Below are 21,145 nucleotides of genomic sequence, written 5' to 3'. Positions count from 1 at the left end.
CCGGGCGCCAGATTGGAGAGCGGCTAGTATTGTCGGATAATCTGCGCATGTCCAGCCGCGCCCCAAACCCCGCTGACGGCCCCACCCCCAACGCGGGCGCGGGTAGCCAGGAGGCCGTCGCCAGCCTGGCCGCTTCCATTGCTTCCCCGTCGATCGCTGCGCCGGCTTCGCCCGCGGAGCGCGTGCGGGCGTTTGCGCGCGGCTGCGCCGGCTTGCTGCGCGCGGCCGTGCGCCATCCGGTCTGGCGCGGCCTGGGCCGCACGCTGTTGCGGCTGGCGCTGGCCCTGGCCGCGCTGGCGCTGGTGGCGGGCCTGATGATCCGCTTCGTGCTTTGGCCGCAGGCGTCCGCCGCGCGGCAATGGCTGGAAGACCGCGGCTCGCTGGCGCTGTCGGCGAAACTGACCATCGATTCGCTCGATACCTACTGGAATGGCTGGCACCCGGCCTTCCGCGCCCACGGCCTGAAGGTCGTCGACCCCCAGCAGCGCACGCTGCTCTCGGCCGGCGCGCTGGACGGCCAGCTCTCCTGGCGCTCGCTGTTCAGCATGAACCTGCAGTTCAAGACGCTCAGCGCGACGCAGACCGATGTACTGGTACGCCGCACGCCCGAGGGCAAGCTGCTGGTTGCCGGCATGGCCATTGACACCGTCGGCGGCAACACCGACGACAACCGCTTCCTGGACTGGCTGATGGCCCAGGGCAAGATGGACCTGCGCGACGGCAGGCTGCGCTGGCTCGACGAAAAGGGCCACCTGCCGCAGCTTGACGTGGCCCAGATCCATTTCAGCGCCCGGCGCAGCGGCCAGCACCATGAAATCAGCCTGGAAGCGCAGTCCGAGGCGCTGGCGCCGCGGCCGCTGGTGCTGCGCGCAAGCCTGCGCCACGACTACCTGCGCAGCGCCGGCAACTGGCGCCACTGGTCCGGGCAGGCAAACTGGGACGTCACGCAACTGCAGTTGCCGGTCGTGCAACGCTACCTGACCGTGTTCGAGCGCGTGACGGGCGGCAGCTTCAGCACCGACGGCTCGGTCGAGTTCCAGGGCGGCCGCATCGTGCGCAGCCAGGCCCGGCTGCGCGGCAGCGGCATCGACCTGCAACTCGCCGGCGCCAGCGAGGCGCTGCAGCTCGCCAATGCCCAGGCCTTCCTCCTGCATCGCAGCGACCGTGACGGCAGCAACCTGCTGACCATCGACACCCTGCTCTGGCAACCGCGGCCCGCGGCCGGCCCGCCTTCGGCCAATGACACCGCGTGGCGCGAAGGCATGCGCAAGGTCACGCTGGGCTGGGCCAGGGACAACAAGGGCGAGCTGCGCAACTTCTCGCTGAAGGCACCGACGTTCGACCTGAACACGGTGCGTGCGCTGGCCACGTCGATGCCGGTCGATACCGCGGTGCTGCGCCAGCTGCGCGCGCTGCAGCCGGCCGGCCATATCGACAACCTGAACGTGACCTGGAACCGCGACCGCGCGGGCGTGCTCGAACGGCGCCCCGGCAAGGCGCACTACGCCGTGCAGGGCACGCTGCGCAACGTCTCGGTCAGCGGCCAGCCCGCGGTGCCCGCGGTCGGGGCCAGCGGCAAGCCTCGCCTGGGCACGCCGGGCTTTGCCAACCTGTCGGGCACGTTCAGTTTCGACGACCGGCAAGGCACGGTCCGTTTCGAAGGCGCCAACGCCGCGCTGGTGCTGCCGGGCATGTTTGAAGAACCCCGCCTGCCCTTCGACCAGATTGGCGGCGACGTGCGCTGGACCCGCCAGGACGGCCACATGACCGTGAACTTGGAGAACATCCGCTTCGCCAATGCGGATACGGCTGGCACCGTAAGTGGTACTTGGCACACCGGTGGCGACAGTGAAGCGGGCATTGCCGACCTGGGCGGCGAACTCAGCCGTGCGCAGGTGGCACGGGTGCCGCGCTATCTGCCGCTGGGCATCCCCGCCGGCACGCGCCACTACCTGGCCGACGCGCTGGCCGGTGGCGAGGCCGCGGGCGTGCGCTTCGTGCTCAAGGGCGACCTGACGCATTTCCCGTTCCACGCGCCGCATGAGAAGGCGGGAGACTTCCGCGTGGAAGTGCCGATCCGACAGGTCAGGTACCAGATCGCCGCACAAGAGACCAACCCGGGCGGCGCCCCGCTGTGGCCGACCTTTGCCGATATCGACGGCCAGGTGCTGTTCGAGCGCGGCGGCATGTCGTTCCTGGCCCGGCGCGCCTCGGTCCAGGGCATTGCCGGCGTGACGCTGCAGGACGTGAACGGCCGCATTGACGACCTGAGCGACCACGGGCGCCTGGAGATCGATGGCGGCGCCAGCGGCGCGGTGCAAGGCTTCCTGCGCTACATGGCCGCCTCGCCGGTGCGCGAGTGGACCGGGCACGTGGCGGACAACGCGCGCGCGCAAGGTAATGGCGAACTCAGGCTCAAACTCGACATGCCGCTGACCAACGCCAATGCCACGCGCGTCGACGGCACCTTCCGCTTCCCCGGCAACGATGTCGTGCTCAACGCGCAAACCCCGCAACTGGGCGGCGCCAGCGGCGTCATCGCTTTCAACGAGCGCGGCTTCCAGCTCGAGAACATGCGCGCGCGCTTCCTCGGCGGCGAAGTCCGCATCGGCGGCGGCTCGCAACCCGACGGCAGCGTGCGCGTTACCGCCAGCGGCAATGCCACGGCGGCAGGCATGCGTGAAGCGGCCTCCGGTTCCGCCGTGGCAGCGCTGGCGGCCCGGCTGGAAGGCAACACCGCCTACAGCGCGGTGTTCAGCGCGCGCGAACGCCAGATGCAGGTGCAGGTCAGCTCCGACCTCAACGGCATGGCCATCGGCCTGCCCGCGCCACTGGCCAAGCCCGCGGCACAGGAAATGCCGCTGCGTTTCGAACTGCGCCCCGCCCCGGCCCGCCCTGGACTGGAAGAGATGGTGGTGCAGCTGGGCGGCGCGCTCAATGCGCGCTACCTGCTGCGCCCCGACCGCAATGGCGGCGACACCGAGGTGGTCGCCGGCGGCATCGGCCTGCAGCAGGCTGCACCGCAGCCCGCAAGCGGCGTCACGGCGGCGGCCACGCTCGACCAGTTCGATTTCGATGGCTGGCGATCCGCCCTCGCCAGCCTGGGCGGCATGCAGGGCGACGGCAGCCGCCGCGCCAGCCCGCCCGCGTTCCTGCCCGAGCGTATCAACGCGCGCATGCGTACGCTCAGGGCCGCGGGCCGCACCATCGACGACGTCACGGTCGAGGCCATGCGCGAGGCCGGCGGCTGGGACGTGAACCTGGACTCGCGCCAGATCGCCGGCAAGATGCAGTGGCGCGCCGAGGGGCCGTCAGGCTCCGGCGCCATGCGCCTGCGCCTGAGCCGCCTGAACGTGCCCGACGCGAGCGACGAACACAATGTCGTCGACGCCATTGCCAGCAGCATCGACACGCTGCCGTCCATCGACCTGGTGGCCGAGCAGTTCACGCTGCGCGGTCACGATTTCGGCAAGCTCGAGGTCGTGGCCCGCAGCGGCAAGAACGGCGATGAACCGGTCTGGACACTCGAACGGCTGCTGATCGAACAACCCGGCGCCACACTGACCGGCAGGGGTACCTGGCGCGTGCCGCGCCGGCTGCGCGACGGCGACCTGGCCAACGCGCCGCGCCGCACCGCACTGACGTTCGCCATCGACATCCGCGATGCCGGGGCCACGCTGGAACGCCTGGGCCTGCCGCACACGCTGCGCGACGGCAAGGGCAAGCTCGAAGGCCGCGTGGCATGGCGTGGCTCGCCGATGTCGATCGACTACCCGACCCTGGCAGGACGGCTGTCGCTCGACCTGGAGAACGGCCAGATCCTGAGCGTCGAGCCCGGTGCGGCGCGCCTGCTTGGCGTGCTCAGCCTGCAGGGCCTGCTGCGCTTTGCCTCGCTCGATTTCCGCACGCTGTCCGGGCGCGGCCTGCTGTTCGACCGTATTTCCGGGTCCGGCACGATCGAGAACGGCGTGGGATCGATCCAGGACTTCGAACTCAGGAGCCCGCAGATCATTGCGAGCATGTCGGGTTCGGCCAACCTGCTGCGCGAGACCCAGGACCTGGATGTCCAGGTGGTACCGCGCATCAATGCCACCACCACGTCGGTGGCGGCCGCCTTCATCAACCCGGTGCTGGGCATCGGCACGCTCGCCGCTCAGTTGCTGTTCGCCGACGAGTTCTCCAGGGTGTTCACGCAGCACTACCACATCACCGGCAGCTGGGCCGACCCGCAGATCGGCAAAGTGGGGGACAATAAGGCGCAACCCCCGACGTACCAGAACCGCACCGAACCGGCCCTGTCGCGCTGAGCACCGGCATCGCCGCGGCGCGCTGACCGAGGAAACCGTCCATGCAAGCCCCCGCCCCGTTTCGTGTTGCCGCCATCCAGACCGTGACCGGCACATCGCTCGATGCCAACCTCGCCCGTGCCGATGCGCTGATTGCCGAAGCGGCGCGCGGCGGTGCCGAGCTGGTGCTGCTGCCGGAGTACTTCTGCATGATGGGCCAGCGCGAAGCCGACAAGATCGCCATCCGCGAACAGGACGGCGACGGCCCGGTGCAGCAGTTCCTGGCCGATGCCGCGCGGCGCCACCGCATCTGGCTGGTTGGCGGGACCTTGCCGATGTGGTGCGGCGACGACGCGCGCGTCTACAACACCTCGCTCGCGTTCGACCCGCGCGGCGAACGCGTGGCCCGCTACGACAAGATCCACCTGTTCGGCTTTACGCGCGGCGCGGAAAGCTATGACGAATCGCGCACCATCCTGGCGGGCAGCACGCCGGTCAGCTTCGACGCGCCGTGCGGACGCGTGGCGATGTCGGTGTGCTACGACCTGCGCTTTCCCGAGCTTTACCGCGGGCTCGCGGGCGACGACGGTGCCAGCTTGATTCTGATGCCGGCCGCCTTCACCTACACCACGGGGCAGGCGCACTGGGAAATCCTGCTGCGCGCACGGGCCATCGAAAACCAGTGTTATGTGCTCGCCGCCGCACAGGGTGGCAAGCATGAGAACGGCCGCCGTACCTGGGGCCACTCGATGCTGGTCGATCCGTGGGGCGAATTGCTGGCCGTGCTGCCCGAGGGCGAAGGCGTGGTCAGCGGCGTGATCGACCCCGCGCGGCTGGCCGAAGTCCGGCAGAACCTGCCCGCGCTGAAGCACCGGGTGCTGTAGCATTGGCGGAAGCTTCCGCCCAACCTGATTCACGGCGCCGGCCACCCATGCCGGCGCCCCAGCAAGAAAGAAAGGACTGTTCATGAACGCCGGCGATCTCGGAATCCGCAACCTTGCCACCGCGCAGCAACTGCTGCTGACGCCGTACGGCCTGGACGAAGCCAAGCTGCAGCGCGTGCTGGCCGATATCTTCACGCACAAGGTCGACTATGCCGACCTGTATTTCCAGTACACCCGCAACGAGGCGTGGAGCCTGGAAGAAGGCATCGTCAAGTCGGGCAGCTTCAGCATCGACCAGGGCGTAGGCGTGCGCGCCGTCTCCGGCGACAGGACCGCCTTCGCCTATTCGGACGACATCAGCCTGCCGGCCCTGTCGCAGGCCGCGGCAGCCACGCGTACCATCGGCCGTGCCGGTGGCGGGCGCGTCAAGGTGGCCGGCGAACTGGCCTCGCAGACGGGCCGCAACCTGTACACGCCGAACGACCCGCTCGAGTCGATGGCGGCCGCCGAGAAGGTAGCGCTGCTCGAACGCGTCGAGCGCATGGCGCGCGCCAAGGACCCGCGCGTGGTGCAGGTCATGGCAGGACTGGCCGGCGAATACGACGTGGTGCTGGTGGCGCGCAGCGACGGCGTGATGGCCGCGGACGTGCGTCCGCTGGTGCGCGTGTCGGTCACGGTCATCGCCGAACAGGACGGCCGGCGCGAGATCGGTTCGTCCGGCGGCGGCGGCCGCTACGCCTACGGTTATTTCACCGATGCGCTGCTGCAGCAATACGTGGACGAGGCCGTATCCTCGGCGCTGGTCAACCTGGAAGCCCGCCCCGCGCCGGCCGGCGCGATGACCGTGGTGCTCGGCCCGGGATGGCCCGGCGTGCTGCTGCACGAAGCGGTCGGCCACGGCCTGGAGGGCGACTTCAACCGCAAGGGCTCGTCGGCGTTTGCCGGCCGCATGGGCGAGCGCGTGGCCGCCAAGGGCGTGACCGTGGTGGATGACGGCACGCTGGCCAACCGCCGCGGCTCGCTGAACCTGGACGACGAAGGCAACCCGACCCAGTGCACCACGCTGATCGAGGACGGCATCCTGCGCGGCTATATCCAGGACACGCTCAACGCGCGCCTGATGAAGATGCCCGTGACCGGCAACGCCCGCCGCGAAAGCTATGCCGCGCTGCCGATGCCGCGCATGACCAACACCTATATGCTCAACGGCGACCGCGATCCGCAGGAAATCATCGCCAGCGTCAAGCGCGGGCTGTATGCGGTCAACTTCGGCGGCGGCCAGGTCGACATCACCAACGGCAAGTTCGTGTTCTCGGCGAGCGAGGCCTACATGATCGAGGACGGCAAGATCACCTATCCGGTCAAGGGCGCCACGCTGGTCGGCAACGGCCCGGAATCGCTCAAGGACGTCACCATGATCGGCAACGACATGCGACTGGACTCGGGCGTGGGCGTGTGCGGCAAGGAAGGCCAGAGCGTGCCCGTGGGCGTCGGCCAGCCGACGCTGCGCATCGAGAACATGACGGTGGGCGGCACCGCCTGAGCGTGACGGCCGCGCCATGCGCATGGGGAAGCCTGGCGCGGCACTTGCCAACCCTTGCAAAAGGCGCTATAAAGATGCTTCGCGATCGCGCAGGTAATCGCCGCGAGCGGAATTTTTGACGATGTTCGCGCAATTTCCTGCCTTTCTGTCACGCAGCGCAGCATAAATGCCGCGCTTCGAAACGAAATCGAATTCAAGCTGGCCACAGCCAAACCCTTCTCCGCCATGTCCGCTAAGTTTTACTTTTACTTTTTTAGCGAACCCACACCGCTGGCGGATAGGGAGGGACGGCTGTAAGCGCCCCGAACCGAAAAGAAAAAGCCGCCAGCAAGACTGGCGGCTTTTTTTATATCCGTCGCTATACCCGACTCGCCCTGACAACTTCCACGACCTCACAAGACCGGACTCATCATGCTGAAGAACACCGACGACCTGCGCATCCGTGAACTCAAGGAACTGCTGCCGCCCGCGCACCTGATCCGCGAGTTCGCCTGCTCCGAAAAGGCTTCGGACGTGATCTACGCCGCGCGCCAGTCCATGCATCGCATCCTGCACGGCATGGATGACCGCCTGATCGTCATCATCGGCCCCTGCTCGATCCACGACACCAAGGCCGCGCTCGAGTACGCCAAGCTGCTCAAGGTCCAGCGCGACCGCTTCGCCAACGAGCTGGAAGTCGTGATGCGGGTCTACTTCGAGAAGCCGCGCACCACGGTCGGCTGGAAGGGCCTGATCAACGACCCGTACATGGACGGCAGCTTCAAGATCAACGACGGCCTGCGCACCGCGCGCGAGCTGTTGCTGAACATCAGCGAGATGGGCGTGCCGACCGGCACCGAGTACCTGGACATGATCAGCCCGCAGTACATCGCCGACCTGGTCAGCTGGGGCGCGATCGGCGCGCGCACCACCGAATCGCAGGTGCACCGCGAACTCGCATCGGGACTGTCGTGCCCGGTCGGGTTCAAGAACGGCACCGACGGCAACGTGAAAATCGCCGTCGATGCCATCAAGGCCGCGTCGCAGCCGCACCATTTCCTGTCGGTGACCAAGGGCGGCCACTCGGCGATCGTGTCGACCTCGGGCAACGAGGACTGCCACATCATCCTGCGCGGCGGCAAGGCGCCGAACTACGATGCGGCCAGCGTGCAGGAAGCCTGCGACGCCATCGCCAAGTCGGGCCTGGCCGCGCGCCTGATGATCGATGCTTCGCACGCGAACAGCAGCAAGAAGCACGAGAACCAGATCCCGGTGTGCGAGGACATCGGCCGCCAGCTCGCCGCCGGCGACGACCGCATCGTCGGCGTGATGGTCGAGTCGCACCTGGTGGCGGGCCGCCAGGACCACGTCCAGGGTACGCCGGTGGAATGCCTGACCTACGGCCAGTCCGTGACCGATGCCTGCATCGGCTGGGATGACTCGATCCAGGTGCTGGAAACGCTGGCCGAAGCCGTCAGGGCCCGCCGCCTGGCCAGCGGCAGCGGCAACTGATACGGCTCGCCCTGATCGATGGCCGGTGTATCCGCCGCATGCGGCGCTACATCCGGCCGTCGTTCGACGCGCCGCCGCAGATGTCGACCATCCCGGTCGTGACCTCCGCATAACGCAGCATTTTCCCGCCGTAGCCGTCCATGAAGGCGCGGGCGCCGGCCGCGTCGCGGAAGCTGGCGATGGCAGGGCCCATCGGCCCGCGGCGCTTGCTGCCGAACACGTACACGCCCGTGGTGGCGTCGAACCAATGGCCGCGCGGACTCTCCCAGTCCGCGAGCGCCATGTCCTGCACGAACACCGCGCGCACCGGCCTGGCCTGTTCGGGCCTGAGCAGCGTGTGGAACATCTCCACGGTGTCGCAGAACCAGTGCGGCCGGGCATCGCCGGCATAGAAGATCTGGGCCTTGGGACCGGGGTAGTCGGCCAGCAGCATGCCATCGAGGTCGCAGGTACTGGCGGACTCGATTTCGGCCGGTTGCACGCGGGCCTCCTTTACCTGGCTGCACGCTGCCAGGACGGTCAATCCACCGGCGGCAAGCAATAAGCGACGGCGCATGGTTATCATCAACGGAACCTCCGGGCTGCAAGGACCAGCGGCACGGCAATCCACGCCAGCATGGCCCCGCTCATCAGCCACGGATCGGCCAGGGACGGCGGGACAATACCGGCCACGCCGCTGAGGCCGCGCAGCTGGTCCAGTGAAAAGACATTGAGAATGCGGAAGATATCGGCCGGGTTGAGCAGCAGCAGCCAGGCCAGCCAGTCGCCGCTGAACAGGCCGGCGGCAAAGCCGCCCGATCCACCCGAAGTGCCGGGCTGGCCGCTGCTGGCGACCAGCAGCCCGAGCAGCAGCAGGTCGAATACCAGCACGAAGAAGAACCACAGCGCGATGGCCATGCCCGATGCACGGGTACGGTCGCGGCTGCGCACGGACAGCAACAGGGCCATGCTCAGGAATGCCAGCCCGAGCAGGACGGCACTCAGCACGAAGCCAAGATACGGGTAGAGCCCCGGCCAGCCGAACCGCTCGTACAGCAAGCCCGCCATCAGCGCGAACCCCGCTATGGTCGAGCAAGCCAGCGCCCCGGCCAGCCCGAGGTATTTGCCCAGCAGCAGTTCGCCCCGCGTCAGCGGCAAGGCGAGCAGCAGGTCGAGCGAGCCCCGCTCGCGCTCGCCGACGATGGCATCGAAGCCGAGCAGCAGCGCGATCAGCGGCACCAGGTAGATCACCAGGCTGACCTGGCTGGTGACCACGAACTCGATCGAGCGCGGCCCCAGCGTGCCCTGCTCCGCGCCACCGAAATAACTGATGGCGACCGAGAAAACCGTAAAGACCAGCGCCACGGCCAGCACCCAGCGATTGCGCACGCGATCCCGGAACTCCTTGCCCGCCAACGTGGCCACCTGTCGAAATTCGAAGTGGATCATGCCGGTCTCCCCAGCCCCAGGAACAGATCTTCCAGCGAAGGCTCGTGGATGTGCAGGTCGAGCCAGCGGCCGAGCGGTTGCAGCGCCGCCAGCACGGCCATCTTGGCCTGGGGCACGCAGCGCACCGTCAGGTCCTGTCCGGTCGCGCCCTCGCGTATCTCGAGCGCCAGTCCCGGCTCCGCCTGCAAGCGGCGGATGGCGGCGGGCCTCGCGCCCGGCTCCAGCCGCAACGCCAGGGTGACGGGCAGGCCAAGCTGCGCGCGCAGCGCCGCAACGCTGCCGACTGCCTGCATGCGGCCCGCCGCCATCACCGCGAAGCGGTCCGCGCGCTGTTGCAGTTCGGCCAGGATGTGGGAGGTCAGCACGATCGTCACGCCTGCCGTGCGCAGCCCCAGCAGGATCTCGTAGAAGTCGCGGATCGCGGCGGGATCGAGCCCATTGGTCGGCTCGTCGAGGAACAGCACGCGCGGCTGGCCCAGCAGCGCCTGCGCAAAGCCGAGCCGCTGCCGCATGCCCTTGGAGTACTCGCGCACAGGGCGCCTGGCCGCATCCGCCAGGCCGACACGGGCGAGCATCGCTTCGCATGCATCGGGCGATACGCCCTTGAGCCGGGCGAAGAAGTGCAGCGTCTCGCGACCGCTGAGATTGTCATAAAGCACCAGGTTCTCGGGCAGGTAGCCGATGCGGCGCCGGGCCGCCCTGAATCCGCGGCCGCCCACGGACGCTCCGGCCACTACCAGTTCGCCTTCGCTTGGCGGCACCAGCCCGAGCATCATCTTGAACAAGGTGCTCTTGCCCGCGCCGTTATGGCCGATCAGCCCGACCAGTTCGCCCTGGCCGACGACGAAATCGACGTGGTCCACCACGCGGTGCGCACCGTAGCGTTTGCCGACCCCGCGCAGCGCAATGGCGGGCGTTGCCAGGTCACTCTCCTTGATATTGCTTGTCACGCCATTCACTCCAGTTATTGCGGGCCGGCCGCATGCGCGGATAGGCGTCGACGACGCTGGGCACGCGCAGGACCGGGAACTGCCTGCCTGCAAGGCGCAACGCCTGCAGCGCCGGGCTGCCGAGCAACAGCCGCATGGCGGGATAGCGCCAGCCCAGGCGATCGACCAGGTCGTTGGCCTCGTACGGCATGTCGCCGATGCCGTCGCCGTCCCGGTCCCAGCCCAGGTAGTTGCTCCAGTAGTTGCCCTGTCCCTTCTCCGCAGGCGAGCGCCCGCCCCAGGCCTCGTCGTGCGCGCCCACGTAGCGGACCTGCTCGCGATTCCCGATCAGGTCGTTGCCCTGCACGACGTTGCGCGTGGACCCGGCCGAAAGGTGAACGCCGATGGCGTTGTTCACGATCAGGTTGCCGCGCAACTGCGCGTACTCGACGTCGTAGATGAAGAAGCCGCGCCGGTTGCCGGCCACGACGTTCCCTTCGATGACCGAGTCCTGCAAGGTGCGCAGCATGATGCCGTGGTCCGCGTTGCCCCATGTGCGGTTGTTGCGCACGACCTGGTCGCGCACCTCCATCAGCGCGAGGCCGCCGCGGTTGTCATAGCTATCGTTGTCCTCCCACAGGTTGTAGTAGGAATTCATGTAGTGCGTGCCGTAGCGGCTGTGGTGCAGCCGGTTGCCCCGGAACACCGCGTGATGCGAGACATCGACGTACAGCGCGTCGCGCACGAAGCTGATGTTGTTGTCGACGATGCTGGCACCGCGCGTGTTGTAGAGCTGCACGCCATTGCCGCGCTGCGCGGAGTTGTAGTCGCGCTTGCCGGTGATGGTGTTGCCTTCGATGCGAACGTCGTCGGCCTTCTCGATCCACAACCCGAACAGGTTGTAGGTGAGGTCGCAATGCCGCACGACCGCCCGGTGGGCGCCGGGGCGGATGTAGATGCCGGCATTCTGGTCCTTCAGGCTGTCGCCGGAGTCGCGCACGATCAGGCCTTCCACCACGACATCCGGCGCGGTGATCCGCAACGTGTCGCCGCGCAGGCCGCCGCTCAGCGTCGGGCGTCCGACGCCGCGCAGCGTGAGCGCCTTGTCCACGAGAAAATTGCCCTCGTGGCGTCCCTTCGCGATCTCGATCACGTCGCCGGGGCGCGCAGCATCGATGGCCGCCTGCAGGTCCTGGCCGGGCAGCACGTGCCAGGTCGTCGCCGCCTGCGCGCCGCACATCGCCAGGCCGGCAAGCAGCAGGGCAAGGAATCGCTTCATCCCGACAGCGCCCCGGCGCCCTTCAGCACCAGGAACAGCACGGCGCCGGTCAGCAGGTTCTTGAAGCCGACGTAGCACAGCATGTCCATGACCGAGGCCTTGCGGAAGCCTGCCCGCCACCAGGGCCCTTCCTTGACGTAGGCGCGCCCTTTCAGGCGGATCAGCACTTCGTAGACACTCCAGCCGAACCACCAGCCGATCACCGCGCCCGATGAAAGCCGTCCGGCCGCGGCCAGCATCCAGGCCACCGACGCCGCGAGCGCGATGGCCAGTCCCGCGACCTGCAATGCCCGCGTCGAGTGCCAGCCTTCGGCGCTCCATGGCCAGAGATGGTCGCGCAGCTCTGCCGCCATCCAGCGCCAGCCGCGTGTCCCCGCGTACGGCGGCGTGACCGGATCGGTGGCCATGCGCGGGTCCGCACGGAGCGGCTTGCCACCCGCCGCCGGTGCCACTGCCGCTGTCGCCGCCGCTGCCGGCACGGTTTCGATCGGGATGAAATAGCCGTCGCGGCCGATCGGCGTGATGAGCAGGCCGTCGCGCGCGCGGCGTTTGCGCTCGCGTGCCAGTGGCGGGCAAGCCGATGCGTCGGTATAGAGCACCATGCAGTCCAGGCAGTGCAGGCACTCGCGATGGTCGATGCGGCCGTCCGCATCGATCGCCATCGAACCGCAGCCGTTCGCACACGCCTTGCACTGGTTGCAATCCACCTTGCGGCGCAGGCCGAACCAGCGGAACGTACTGGGCATCGCCAGCGCCGCGCCCAGCGGGCAGAGATACTTGCAGTAGGGACGCTCGACGAACAGCGACAGTGCCAGCAGCGTGCAGGCAAAGAGCCCGTACGGCCACGCGCGATGGCTGATGCCGACCAGGAACGTGGTCTTGAACGGCTCGACTTCCGCCAGCACTTCCGCCAGCCCCATCGAGAACATCGACACGGCCAGCAGCCCGAAGAAGATGCCGTACTTGAGCCACTTCAGCCGGTCGTGCCAGGCGCGCGGCAACTGGCGCTGCCACCGCTTCAGTCCGATCAGGCGGCCAAGCTTGAAGATCGCCTCCGACAAGGAGCCGAACGGGCACAGCCAGCCGCAGAACAGGCCGCGCCCGAACAGGAACACGGTCAGGATGATGAAGACCCAGAAGCAGAAGATGAAGGGATCGCTGAGGAACAGTGCCCAGTTCCACTGGAACAGCAGCGAGTGGAACCATGTCAGCACCTGCGTGACCGACGGCTGCGCCATGGCGCCAAAGCCGACGAAGACGACGCTGATGGCCCATGCCGTGTACTTGAATCCATTGACCGGCCATTTGTTCCTGTGGGTCGCGCGGCGTGTCAGCCGGTCGCGCAGCGCGTAGACGATCGTGACCGCACACAGCAGCGCGGCAAACAGCGCGATCTGCGGCAGGCGCGCGCGCCACACCTTGTGCCACGCGGCCTCCGACTCCTCCACCCTGGGGCGGCCGCCCTGCAGCAGCGCGTCCGGGAGCCAGTAAGGCGCGTCGAAGCTGGCGAAGCTGCGCACGCCGGTGGCGCGGTCGACGCGATTGCCCAGAAACGAAAGCTTCCACGGATACGCTGCCGAGAACGCCGGCTTGCGAATCACGAAGATGGCCGACTCTGTGTACGACGGCGCACCTTCGGCGGCAATGCCGTAGAGGTTCAGGTAATCCAGGTCGTGGAACGTGAAGGCATCCGCGCCCTGGCGGACCTGCACGCGGTCGTAGATGCCACCGCGCACGAAGCCCGAGCCCTTGAACGACTCGGCCCCTGCCGTGCGGATCACGAAGATGGCCTGCTCGCCGGCACCGAGCTGGCTGCGCAGGCCTTGCCAACCCGCATCGCCGAGAAGGCTGCGCCCGAGGTCCGGATGGTTCAGGTCGCCGAACCAGAGTTCGATGAACGGGCCCGAGGCCGCCGGCAGCCCGACCTGTGCCGGGCGGACCAGCAGGCGCTGCACCGCGCCCATCGCTGCCATCTCCGCCCAGCCGTAGCGCTTGCCGGCAGCCGCGAAGTTCGCCGGCTCGCGGTGGGACGGCGCGAGGATCCCGACCTGCCGCGCCACGGCCGCGGCCGCTGTCGTCAGCACCTGGTTCTGCGCGATCACCGTCACCGTGGCGCCGGAAATCGCGTCGACGCCGACCACGCCTTCATCCGGACGCGACTGGCCGACTTCGACTTTGTCGGCGACGGACTTGCCCAGGTACTGCTGGTTGAAATTGAGCAGCGCCGATTCAGGAATGCCCAGCAACAGGATGGGCTCCGAATGCTTGAGCACCTTGATCCCGACATAGCGCCCCTGCGTGTCCATGCCGATCAGCGTGACCACGGGCTTGCCGGAATAGGCTGGCGTATCGGTGATGTCAGTCGACAGCATCACGTAGCCCAGCAGCTTCTTCGCTCCGTCTGGCGCGCTGCCGTAGGCTTCCACATAAGGTGGCTGGCCCTTGCGGTGGGAAAAGCTCGTCGCACCGGGCAGCACTTCGGCACACGGCAGCAGCGCGCACAGGTCCGGCGCTTGCGCCAGGCCCGGCGGCAGCGCGGCTTCGTAGGCTGCGGCGCGCGCGGCCGGAGCGCTTGACAGCAGCAGCCATGCGGTGATCAGAAAGACGAGCCACTGGCCCGGCTTGCGCATTGTGTTGTTCGCGAACATGGGGATGCCATCGGGGGTGTGGGCAGTGTGCTGCCCCGGGGGCCACGCGCCAGGCAGGCGTGGCCCCGGATGTCGAACGCTTTCCGGCTCAGGCTTCGACAATCATGCGGCTGCGCATTTCCAGGTGCAGCGCATGGCAGAAGTGGGTGCAGTAGCACCAGAACACCCCCGGCTTGTCGGCGATGAATGTCACCGACGCTGTCTGCTGGGGATTGACGATGAAGTTGACGTTGTACTTCGGGATCGCGAAGCCATGCGTCAGGTCTTCGATCTTGTCCAGGTTGGTCAGGATCAGCGTGACCTCGTCGCCCTTCTTCAGCTTGAACTCGCGCAGGCTGAATGCCGGCGCCTGCGAGGTGATCCTGACCGTGACCTTGCGGCCATTGCGGAATACGCCCGAGTCCTTCGGATCCTTGACCGCATTGGGAAAATCATCGAGCGCATAGACCTGCTTCGGGTGCAGCAGCTCGCGCTTGAAGATGATGAAGTCATGCGGCTCGCTATGCACCGGATGGTCGGCGAGCAGCACCATCTTGTCGCCCGAGATATCGATGAACTGCTCGTTCTCCGGATGCAGCGGCCCGACCGGCAGGAAGCGGTCCTTGGAGAACTTGCAGCCCACGGCGAGATACTTGCCGTCCGCCGCGACGGTCTCGGATTGCGAGGCGTTCAGGTGTCCAGGCTGGTATTGCACGTCAAGCCGGTCGATGACGTACTTGGCATTCTTGTCGCCCTTGTGGAAGCGGATTGCCGCATCGACATTCCATTTCACGACCTGGCTGTCGAGGAACAGCGTGGTGTAGGCATTGCCGCGGCCATCGAATGCCGTATGCAGCGGCCCCAGGCCCAGCTCCACCTCGGCGACGATGGCGTCGTCGAGCTTGTCGAGCTTGCCGTCGAACCAGTCCAGCACGCGCGCGAGTTCGATCACGGTACCGGTCGGCGACAGCTTGCCCGCGCAGATGAAGTACTTCTGGTCCGGGCTGGCATTGACGCCGTGCGGGTTCTTGGGCACCGACACATAGGCGGTCAGCGCGGTCTTCGGATCCTGGTTCGCGGCATGCGTGCCATCCACCACGGGGACTTTCGAGTCGCCGATCCGCTTGAATTTGCCGTCCCTGATCGCGGCCTCGATCCGCGCCACGTTGAAAAACAGGCAGGCATCGCGCTCCGCGGACATCATGTCCTCGTAGTGGGCGCCCATTTCCGTGTTGTACTGGTTGGTGGCGGCCAGCTTGCCGTCGTAGGACGTCGCCACCAGATCGCAGTTGCCGTCGATCAGGACCTGCCAGCGCACCTCCATTGTTTCCGCATCGACGCAAGTGAACAGCGAACGGTACTTGCCTGCGTCTTCGGTCGCGATATTGGGCAGAGGGATGGCAAACTCGGCACCGCAGAACACACGCGTGGTGTAGTTGATCTTCTGGTCGACCGGGTCGCGCTTGTCCGGGAAGATGCCATGAAAGCCCTGCACATTGGGCAGTTCGGTGATCTTGTCGCAGACCATGTAGTCGAGGCGAATACGTGCCAGGCGCGAATTGATCTTGTCATTGACCCACGCATAGCGGCCATCGTAGTTGCCGTCCTTGTAGGACGCATGCACGTGGTGCGTATCGCCGATGGTGTACTTCAGGTTGCCGTCCGGCCGCGTCCCCATGACCGCGCGGGACTCGTTGGTAATGCCCCAGCCGACCAGCGCATCGGGCACGAAGCACGGAATGCGATGGATCTCGCGGCCCGAAGGCAGCCCGAGCACCCGCATATCGCCTGCGTGGCCGCCGCTCCAGAGGCCATAGTAGGTATCGAGCTCGCCGGGCTTCAGGTGAATGCTGGCGGCCTCGTGCGCCGCTGCGGCGCCGCCACTGGCCGCCGCCGGTGCGGCCGTGGCCGCGTTGCCGCCCTTGTCCGTGCATGCCGCAACACCGGCCAGACCGGCCAGCGCCGCGGTGCCGATGAAGCGCCGCCGCCCGGGCGCCGCCGGCGTATCCGGTTGCGACACATGCTCCTGCAATTGCCTGCTCATCTTCGATTCCTCGATCCGTCGTTGCAAACGGCGGATGAATTTCCGCCGACTTTTCTTTCTTCTGTATCCGGATCGGAATCTTCAATTCACTCGCTCCTTGTGGAATTGACCATCGTCATGGAATTGCTAGATGTGCATCTGAAATGCATCTTTAAAAATGCAGAGCGGACAGAATAAGCGGCGCGAGAAATCATTCGCCCATCTATCGAGCCGAAGGAACTGTCATGCTTAAAAAAACCCTGCTAGTAATGCTGTCATCCGCCGCCGCCATTGCAATGGCCGGCTGTGGAAAACAAGACCCTGCAGTACCCGCTGCGCAATCCGCTCAGCCGGTGGCCGTCGCCGCGGCCACCACACCTGCCGCGGGAGCCGGTGCAGCGCAAGCGAATGGCGGCGAAGAGAATGCGCTTGGCAAAAGCACGTTCGGCCAGGTCTGCGCCATGTGCCACGCGGCTGGCGTGGCCGGCGCGCCCAAGCCTGGCGACAAGGCCGATTGGGCACCACGCATCGCACAGGGCAATGACGTGCTCTACCAGCACGCGCTCGAAGGCTTCACCGGCAGCAAGGGCATGATGCCCGCGCGCGGCGGCAACCCGTCCCTCCCGGATGACAAGGTCAAGGCCGCTGTCGACTACATGGTCGCCCGTTCGCGCTGAAGCCGATCATGCAGAAGCCCCGAATCATCGATGCCGGGCGCCGGCGCAGCCTGCGCGGTATGGGCGGTCTGTCCCTGCTGGCCACCGGCATGTTCGTACGGCCGGCACTGGCCGACCCCGCGGTGCATCGCGTTTCGCAGCCGCTCATGGGCACACGCGTCGACATCGTGGTCCAGTGCGCGAGCGCATCGATGGCCCGCGCTGGCATGATCGCGGCCCTGGCCGAGATGGCTCGCCTTGAGCAGCGGATGAGCCGCTACCGGCCGGACAGCGAAGTGGGCGAACTGCAGCGCTGCGCGGGACGCCGCGCGGCGCGCGTGTCCCCGGAACTGTTCGCGTTGCTGCGCACAGCGGCGGACCTTTCCGCGCGCAGCCAGGGCGCCTTCGACGTGACGATCGGCGCCTACGCGGGCTGGCGCTTCGAGGCGCCCGGCGTTCATGTTCCCGATGCCGTCGAGCTTGCGCGCGAGCGCCCGCTGGTGGACTACCGCCAGGTCATGCTCGACGAAACGCGCGGCGAAGTGTTGCTGCGCCGGCCCGGCATGCGGCTGGACCTTGGCGGCATCGCCAAGCTGCCGATCCTTGACGCAGGCATGCAGACGCTGCGCCGCCACGGGCTGCATGACGCCATGGTCAATGGCGGTGGCGATGTCATGGCGAGCGGCCAGCTTCAGGGACGGGACTGGCGCGTGGGCGTGCGTGATCCTCGTGCACCGGAACGGCTGCTGGGGGTGCTGTCGGTCAGCAACGGCGTGGTCGCGTCATCAGGCGACTATGAACGCTGCTTCTTCCGCCATGGCCAGCGCTACCACCATGTCCTGAATCCTCGTACCGGCATGCCGACCGACGGGCCGCATGGCGTCACGCTGGTGGCGCCCTCCATCGAGGCCGTCAACGGACTGGGTGCCGCGATCATGGTGGCCGGCGAAGCTGCGGGCAGGCAATTGCTGGCGCCACTGCGCGGCGTCGACGCGCTGATTGCCGGAGCCGGGCAGCCGTGGATGTCGGAGGGCATGTCGCGGCGCCTTCGCATGGCATAGGGACAGCCGTCCAGACGCAAAAAAGCCGCCCCCTGACGGGAAGCGGCTCCTGGCGACCACAAGACGAAAAAGCAGGCGAAAAAGCAGCCGAAAAATCGCCGCGGGGTCTTTTACTTCTTCAGCACCAGGTCGCCCGGCAGCGACTCGATGTAGGCGGCGATGTCCTTCAGTTCCTTGCGCGTGAACGGGCGCGGCTTGCCGGCCTTGTCCGTGACGGCCGGGTTGGCGTTGACCTGGCCGGCCATGATCGCGTTGGAGCGGCCCACCTGCGGCACACCCGAAACCTGGTACGACATCAGCGCGTGGTAGAGGTAGTCGGCATGCTGGCCGGCCAGCTTGGGATAGTCCGGCGAGATCGGGGCGTTGAGTCCCTGGCCGTGGCAGGCCACGCAATTGCCCTTCTCCACCAGCGCCTTGCCGGCGGCGAGATCGGCTGCCGAGGCAGTGGCTGCGGAGGCACCCAGCACGAGTGCGCCAATCGCGAACGAAAGCGTCTGAAGCGTCTTCATGGTTGCGGTGTCTCTCACTTCAAGGTGTTGTTCTGCGAACCGGCCTTCTGCTGCGAGTAGTAGGCCGCCACGTCGGCGATGTCCTGGTCGGTCAGCGTGGCCGCAATGCCGCGCATGGTCGGATGCTTGCGATCGCCCTTCTGGTAGCCCTTCAGTGCGTTCTCGATGTACTTGGCGCTCTGGCCGCCCAGCATCGGGACTTCATAGACTTCGGGGAACGACGCACGATAGCCCGGAATGCCGTGGCATCCGATGCACATTGCAACCTTGTCCTTGGCAGCGTCTCCATTGCCCTTGACTTCCTGTGCCAGCGCTGCCGTTGCAGCCGCGCCCAGCACCACCATCGTGAGGAGCTTTTTCATTGTCTTAGCGGATTGGAAGTTAAACCGTGCGTGACCTGCCCTGCCGGGCGGAGACGGTTTCAGAATGCTTCTGCGGGAAGCCTGGCAGCCGGTGGCATTGCCGGGTAGCAATCCACCACACTGTCGCATCCGGTTCATTGCCGGGATGTGGAACACCATTCTGGAACCACCTCTCGCAATCACAAATCACCGCGACCCGTTCGGACCGCGGGGACTTCTGAACGCGGACTGCCGGATGCTGGAGAACTGGACGTGGGGGCGCGTCAAACCGCCGCATTGTACAGCAGGCGGCACCTGGCAGTCCAGCCGCCGACCGGGGAGCAACCCTAATGTCAGCCGGCTCCAACACGAACCGCAAAGGTCTTTTATACTGACCCATCCAGGAATTCCGAACGACCGTTCGCGGATGCTGCCAGTCAACGGTGCCATGATGCCATGGCGCCATGGCACCGCAAGGCGGGTCCGGTTTCCATAACGATAGCGCGCGTGACAGCGCGAAGAGACTGCGCTAAACACGCCGACCCGGCCTCATCCGGCCAGATACCCGGCCGTCCACTTCAGGTTGCCTCATGTCAAACACCGCCAACGCTTCCGCCCAAGCCTCCTCCCAGCAGGTCCGCCAGCAGGTCAAATTCGAGGGCAGTGACCAGTATGTCGCCACCGACGACCTCAAGCTGGCCGTCAATGCCGCGCGCACGCTGCAACGGCCGCTGCTGATCAAGGGCGAGCCGGGCACCGGCAAGACCATGCTGGCCGAGGAAGTGGCCGCGGCGCTGGGCATGCCGCTGCTGCAATGGCACATCAAGTCGACCACCAAGGCACAGCAGGGCCTGTATGAGTACGACGCCGTGTCACGCCTGCGCGACTCGCAGCTCGGCGATGACCGCGTGCATGACATCCGCAACTACATCGTCAAGGGCGTGCTGTGGCAGGCCTTTGAAGCCGACGAACAGGTGGTGTTGCTGATCGACGAGATCGACAAGGCCGACATCGAATTCCCGAACGACCTGCTGCGCGAACTCGACCGCATGGAGTTCTACGTCTACGAGACGCGCGAGCTCGTGAAAGCCAGGGATCGTCCACTGGTGATCATCACCTCGAACAACGAAAAGGAACTGCCGGACGCCTTCCTGCGCCGCTGCTTCTTCCACTACATCAAGTTCCCGGATGCCGAGACGATGCAGCAGATCGTCGACGTCCACTACCCCGGCATCAAGCGCGAACTGGTGGCCGCGGCGCTGGAATCGTTCTATGAGATGCGCAACCTGCCGGGCCTGAAGAAGAAGCCGTCGACGTCGGAGCTGATCGACTGGCTCAAGCTGCTGATGGCCGAGGACATTCCCGCCGAGGCGCTGCGCAGCCCGGACAAGAAGGCCGCGATCCCGCCGCTGCACGGCGCGCTGCTCAAGAACGAACAGGATGTGCACCTGTTCGAGCGTCTGGTGTTCATGAACCGCGCCAACCGCTGATGAGCGACTTCATCCGACCCGTCACGCTGTCAGGCCGGCACGCCACGCTCGAGCCTCTCAGGGCCGAGCATGCGGAAGGCCTGCGCGCCGCGGCCGCCGACGGCGACCTGTGGAAGCTGTGGTACACCACCGTGCCCGCGCCGGAGCGCATGGAGGCCGAGATCGCGCGTCGCCTGGGGCTGCAGGAGCAAGGCTCGATGCAGCCGTTCGCGGTGCGCGACGCCGATGGCGAGCTGGCGGGCATGACGACATACATGAACATCGACGCGGCCAACCGGCGCGTGGAGATCGGTTCCACCTGGTACGCGTGCCGCGTGCAGCGCACGCCGCTGAACACCGAATGCAAGCTGATGCTGCTGCGTCATGCGTTCGAACAGCTGGAGTGCATCGCCGTGGAGTTCCGCACGCACTGGATGAACCACCAGAGCCGCACGGCCATTGCGCGCCTGGGCGCGAAACAGGACGGCGTGCTGCGCAACCACACGCGCATGCCGGACGGATCGCTGCGCGACACCGTGGTGTTCTCGATCATCGCCAGCGAATGGCCGGCGGTGCGCAATCACCTGCAATTCCAGCTCGAGCGGCCGCGCTGATGCGC

The 21,145-nt window shown here is 66.9% G+C and carries 16 protein-coding genes; 8 read left to right on the top strand and 8 right to left on the bottom strand.

Translation table 11 applies throughout. The annotated features are described in order from the left end of the window. Positions 1–47 precede the first annotated feature (47 nt). The 4 genes from KHO22_RS14220 to aroG all read left to right on the top strand — a co-directional run bounded on the left by KHO22_RS14220 (position 48) and on the right by aroG (position 8,204). Positions 48–4,307 (top strand): YhdP family protein, encoded by a 4,260-nt coding sequence (locus KHO22_RS14220; protein WP_211947783.1) that lies wholly within the window; start codon positions 48–50, stop codon positions 4,305–4,307. Positions 4,308–4,348: 41 nt separating this feature from the next. After that, positions 4,349–5,170, top strand: a complete 822-nt coding sequence (locus tag KHO22_RS14215; protein ID WP_211947782.1) for a carbon-nitrogen hydrolase family protein — start codon at positions 4,349–4,351, stop codon at positions 5,168–5,170. A gap of 82 nt (positions 5,171–5,252) precedes the next feature. Next, the gene (tldD, locus tag KHO22_RS14210; protein ID WP_211947781.1) at positions 5,253–6,713 is read left to right on the top strand and encodes a metalloprotease TldD; all 1,461 of its coding nucleotides are present in this window, start codon (positions 5,253–5,255) and stop codon (positions 6,711–6,713) included. A gap of 411 nt (positions 6,714–7,124) precedes the next feature. Next, positions 7,125–8,204 (top strand): 3-deoxy-7-phosphoheptulonate synthase AroG, encoded by a 1,080-nt coding sequence (gene aroG / locus KHO22_RS14205; protein ID WP_211947780.1) that lies wholly within the window; start codon positions 7,125–7,127, stop codon positions 8,202–8,204. Between the two features lie 46 nt (positions 8,205–8,250). On the opposite strand, the gene KHO22_RS14200 is transcribed toward aroG, so the two are convergent. From KHO22_RS14200 to nosZ, 6 genes are all read right to left on the bottom strand, one after another. Further along, positions 8,251–8,769 carry a nitrous oxide reductase accessory protein NosL gene (locus tag KHO22_RS14200; protein ID WP_211947779.1) on the bottom strand — a complete coding sequence of 173 codons (519 nt, stop codon included), beginning with the start codon at positions 8,767–8,769 and terminating at the stop codon, positions 8,251–8,253. Next, positions 8,769–9,632, bottom strand: a complete 864-nt coding sequence (locus KHO22_RS14195; RefSeq protein WP_211947778.1) for an ABC transporter permease — start codon at positions 9,630–9,632, stop codon at positions 8,769–8,771. Before KHO22_RS14195 ends, KHO22_RS14200 begins: the two co-directional genes overlap by 1 nt. Continuing rightward, positions 9,629–10,582 carry an ABC transporter ATP-binding protein gene (locus KHO22_RS14190; protein ID WP_211947777.1) on the bottom strand — a complete coding sequence of 318 codons (954 nt, stop codon included), beginning with the start codon at positions 10,580–10,582 and terminating at the stop codon, positions 9,629–9,631. Before KHO22_RS14190 ends, KHO22_RS14195 begins: the two co-directional genes overlap by 4 nt. Next, complete coding sequence (locus KHO22_RS14185) at positions 10,557–11,840, bottom strand: nitrous oxide reductase family maturation protein NosD (RefSeq protein WP_211947776.1); 1,284 nt, start codon at positions 11,838–11,840, stop codon at positions 10,557–10,559. Before KHO22_RS14185 ends, KHO22_RS14190 begins: the two co-directional genes overlap by 26 nt. Continuing rightward, a complete protein-coding gene (locus KHO22_RS14180) occupies positions 11,837–14,470 on the bottom strand; it encodes a 4Fe-4S binding protein (RefSeq protein ID WP_211947913.1) in 2,634 nt (877 codons plus the stop codon). Before KHO22_RS14180 ends, KHO22_RS14185 begins: the two co-directional genes overlap by 4 nt. A 106-nt stretch (positions 14,471–14,576) precedes the next feature. Next, the gene (gene nosZ / locus KHO22_RS14175) at positions 14,577–16,511 is read right to left on the bottom strand and encodes a TAT-dependent nitrous-oxide reductase (protein ID WP_211947775.1); all 1,935 of its coding nucleotides are present in this window, start codon (positions 16,509–16,511) and stop codon (positions 14,577–14,579) included. A gap of 224 nt (positions 16,512–16,735) precedes the next feature. Between nosZ and KHO22_RS14170 the strand changes: the two genes are divergently transcribed. After that, positions 16,736–17,167: a c-type cytochrome gene (locus tag KHO22_RS14170; protein ID WP_211947774.1), complete on the top strand. Its 432-nt coding sequence runs from the start codon at positions 16,736–16,738 to the stop codon at positions 17,165–17,167. Positions 17,168–17,175: 8 nt separating this feature from the next. Further along, a complete protein-coding gene (locus KHO22_RS14165) occupies positions 17,176–18,207 on the top strand; it encodes an FAD:protein FMN transferase (RefSeq protein ID WP_211947773.1) in 1,032 nt (343 codons plus the stop codon). A 110-nt stretch (positions 18,208–18,317) separates the two neighbouring features. On the opposite strand, the gene KHO22_RS14160 is transcribed toward KHO22_RS14165, so the two are convergent. Together KHO22_RS14160 and KHO22_RS14155 are read right to left on the bottom strand one after the other, a co-directional pair. Then, positions 18,318–18,716: a c-type cytochrome gene (locus KHO22_RS14160; protein ID WP_211947772.1), complete on the bottom strand. Its 399-nt coding sequence runs from the start codon at positions 18,714–18,716 to the stop codon at positions 18,318–18,320. A gap of 14 nt (positions 18,717–18,730) precedes the next feature. Beyond that, positions 18,731–19,078 (bottom strand): c-type cytochrome, encoded by a 348-nt coding sequence (locus tag KHO22_RS14155; protein ID WP_211947771.1) that lies wholly within the window; start codon positions 19,076–19,078, stop codon positions 18,731–18,733. A 569-nt stretch (positions 19,079–19,647) separates the two neighbouring features. Here KHO22_RS14155 and KHO22_RS14150 point away from each other — a divergent pair. Continuing rightward, a complete protein-coding gene (locus tag KHO22_RS14150; protein ID WP_211947770.1) occupies positions 19,648–20,547 on the top strand; it encodes an AAA family ATPase in 900 nt (299 codons plus the stop codon). Continuing rightward, positions 20,547–21,140, top strand: a complete 594-nt coding sequence (locus KHO22_RS14145) for a GNAT family N-acetyltransferase (RefSeq protein WP_211947769.1) — start codon at positions 20,547–20,549, stop codon at positions 21,138–21,140. The genes KHO22_RS14150 and KHO22_RS14145 overlap by 1 nt, the downstream gene beginning before the upstream one ends. Positions 21,141–21,145: the final 5 nt, after the last annotated feature.

Source organism: Cupriavidus yeoncheonensis, from assembly GCF_905397275.1.
GTDB classification, from domain to species: Bacteria; Pseudomonadota; Gammaproteobacteria; order Burkholderiales; family Burkholderiaceae; genus Cupriavidus; species Cupriavidus yeoncheonensis.
The sequence above is the reverse complement of the archived record's forward strand: the minus strand, read 5'-3'. Positions and strand labels throughout refer to the sequence as shown.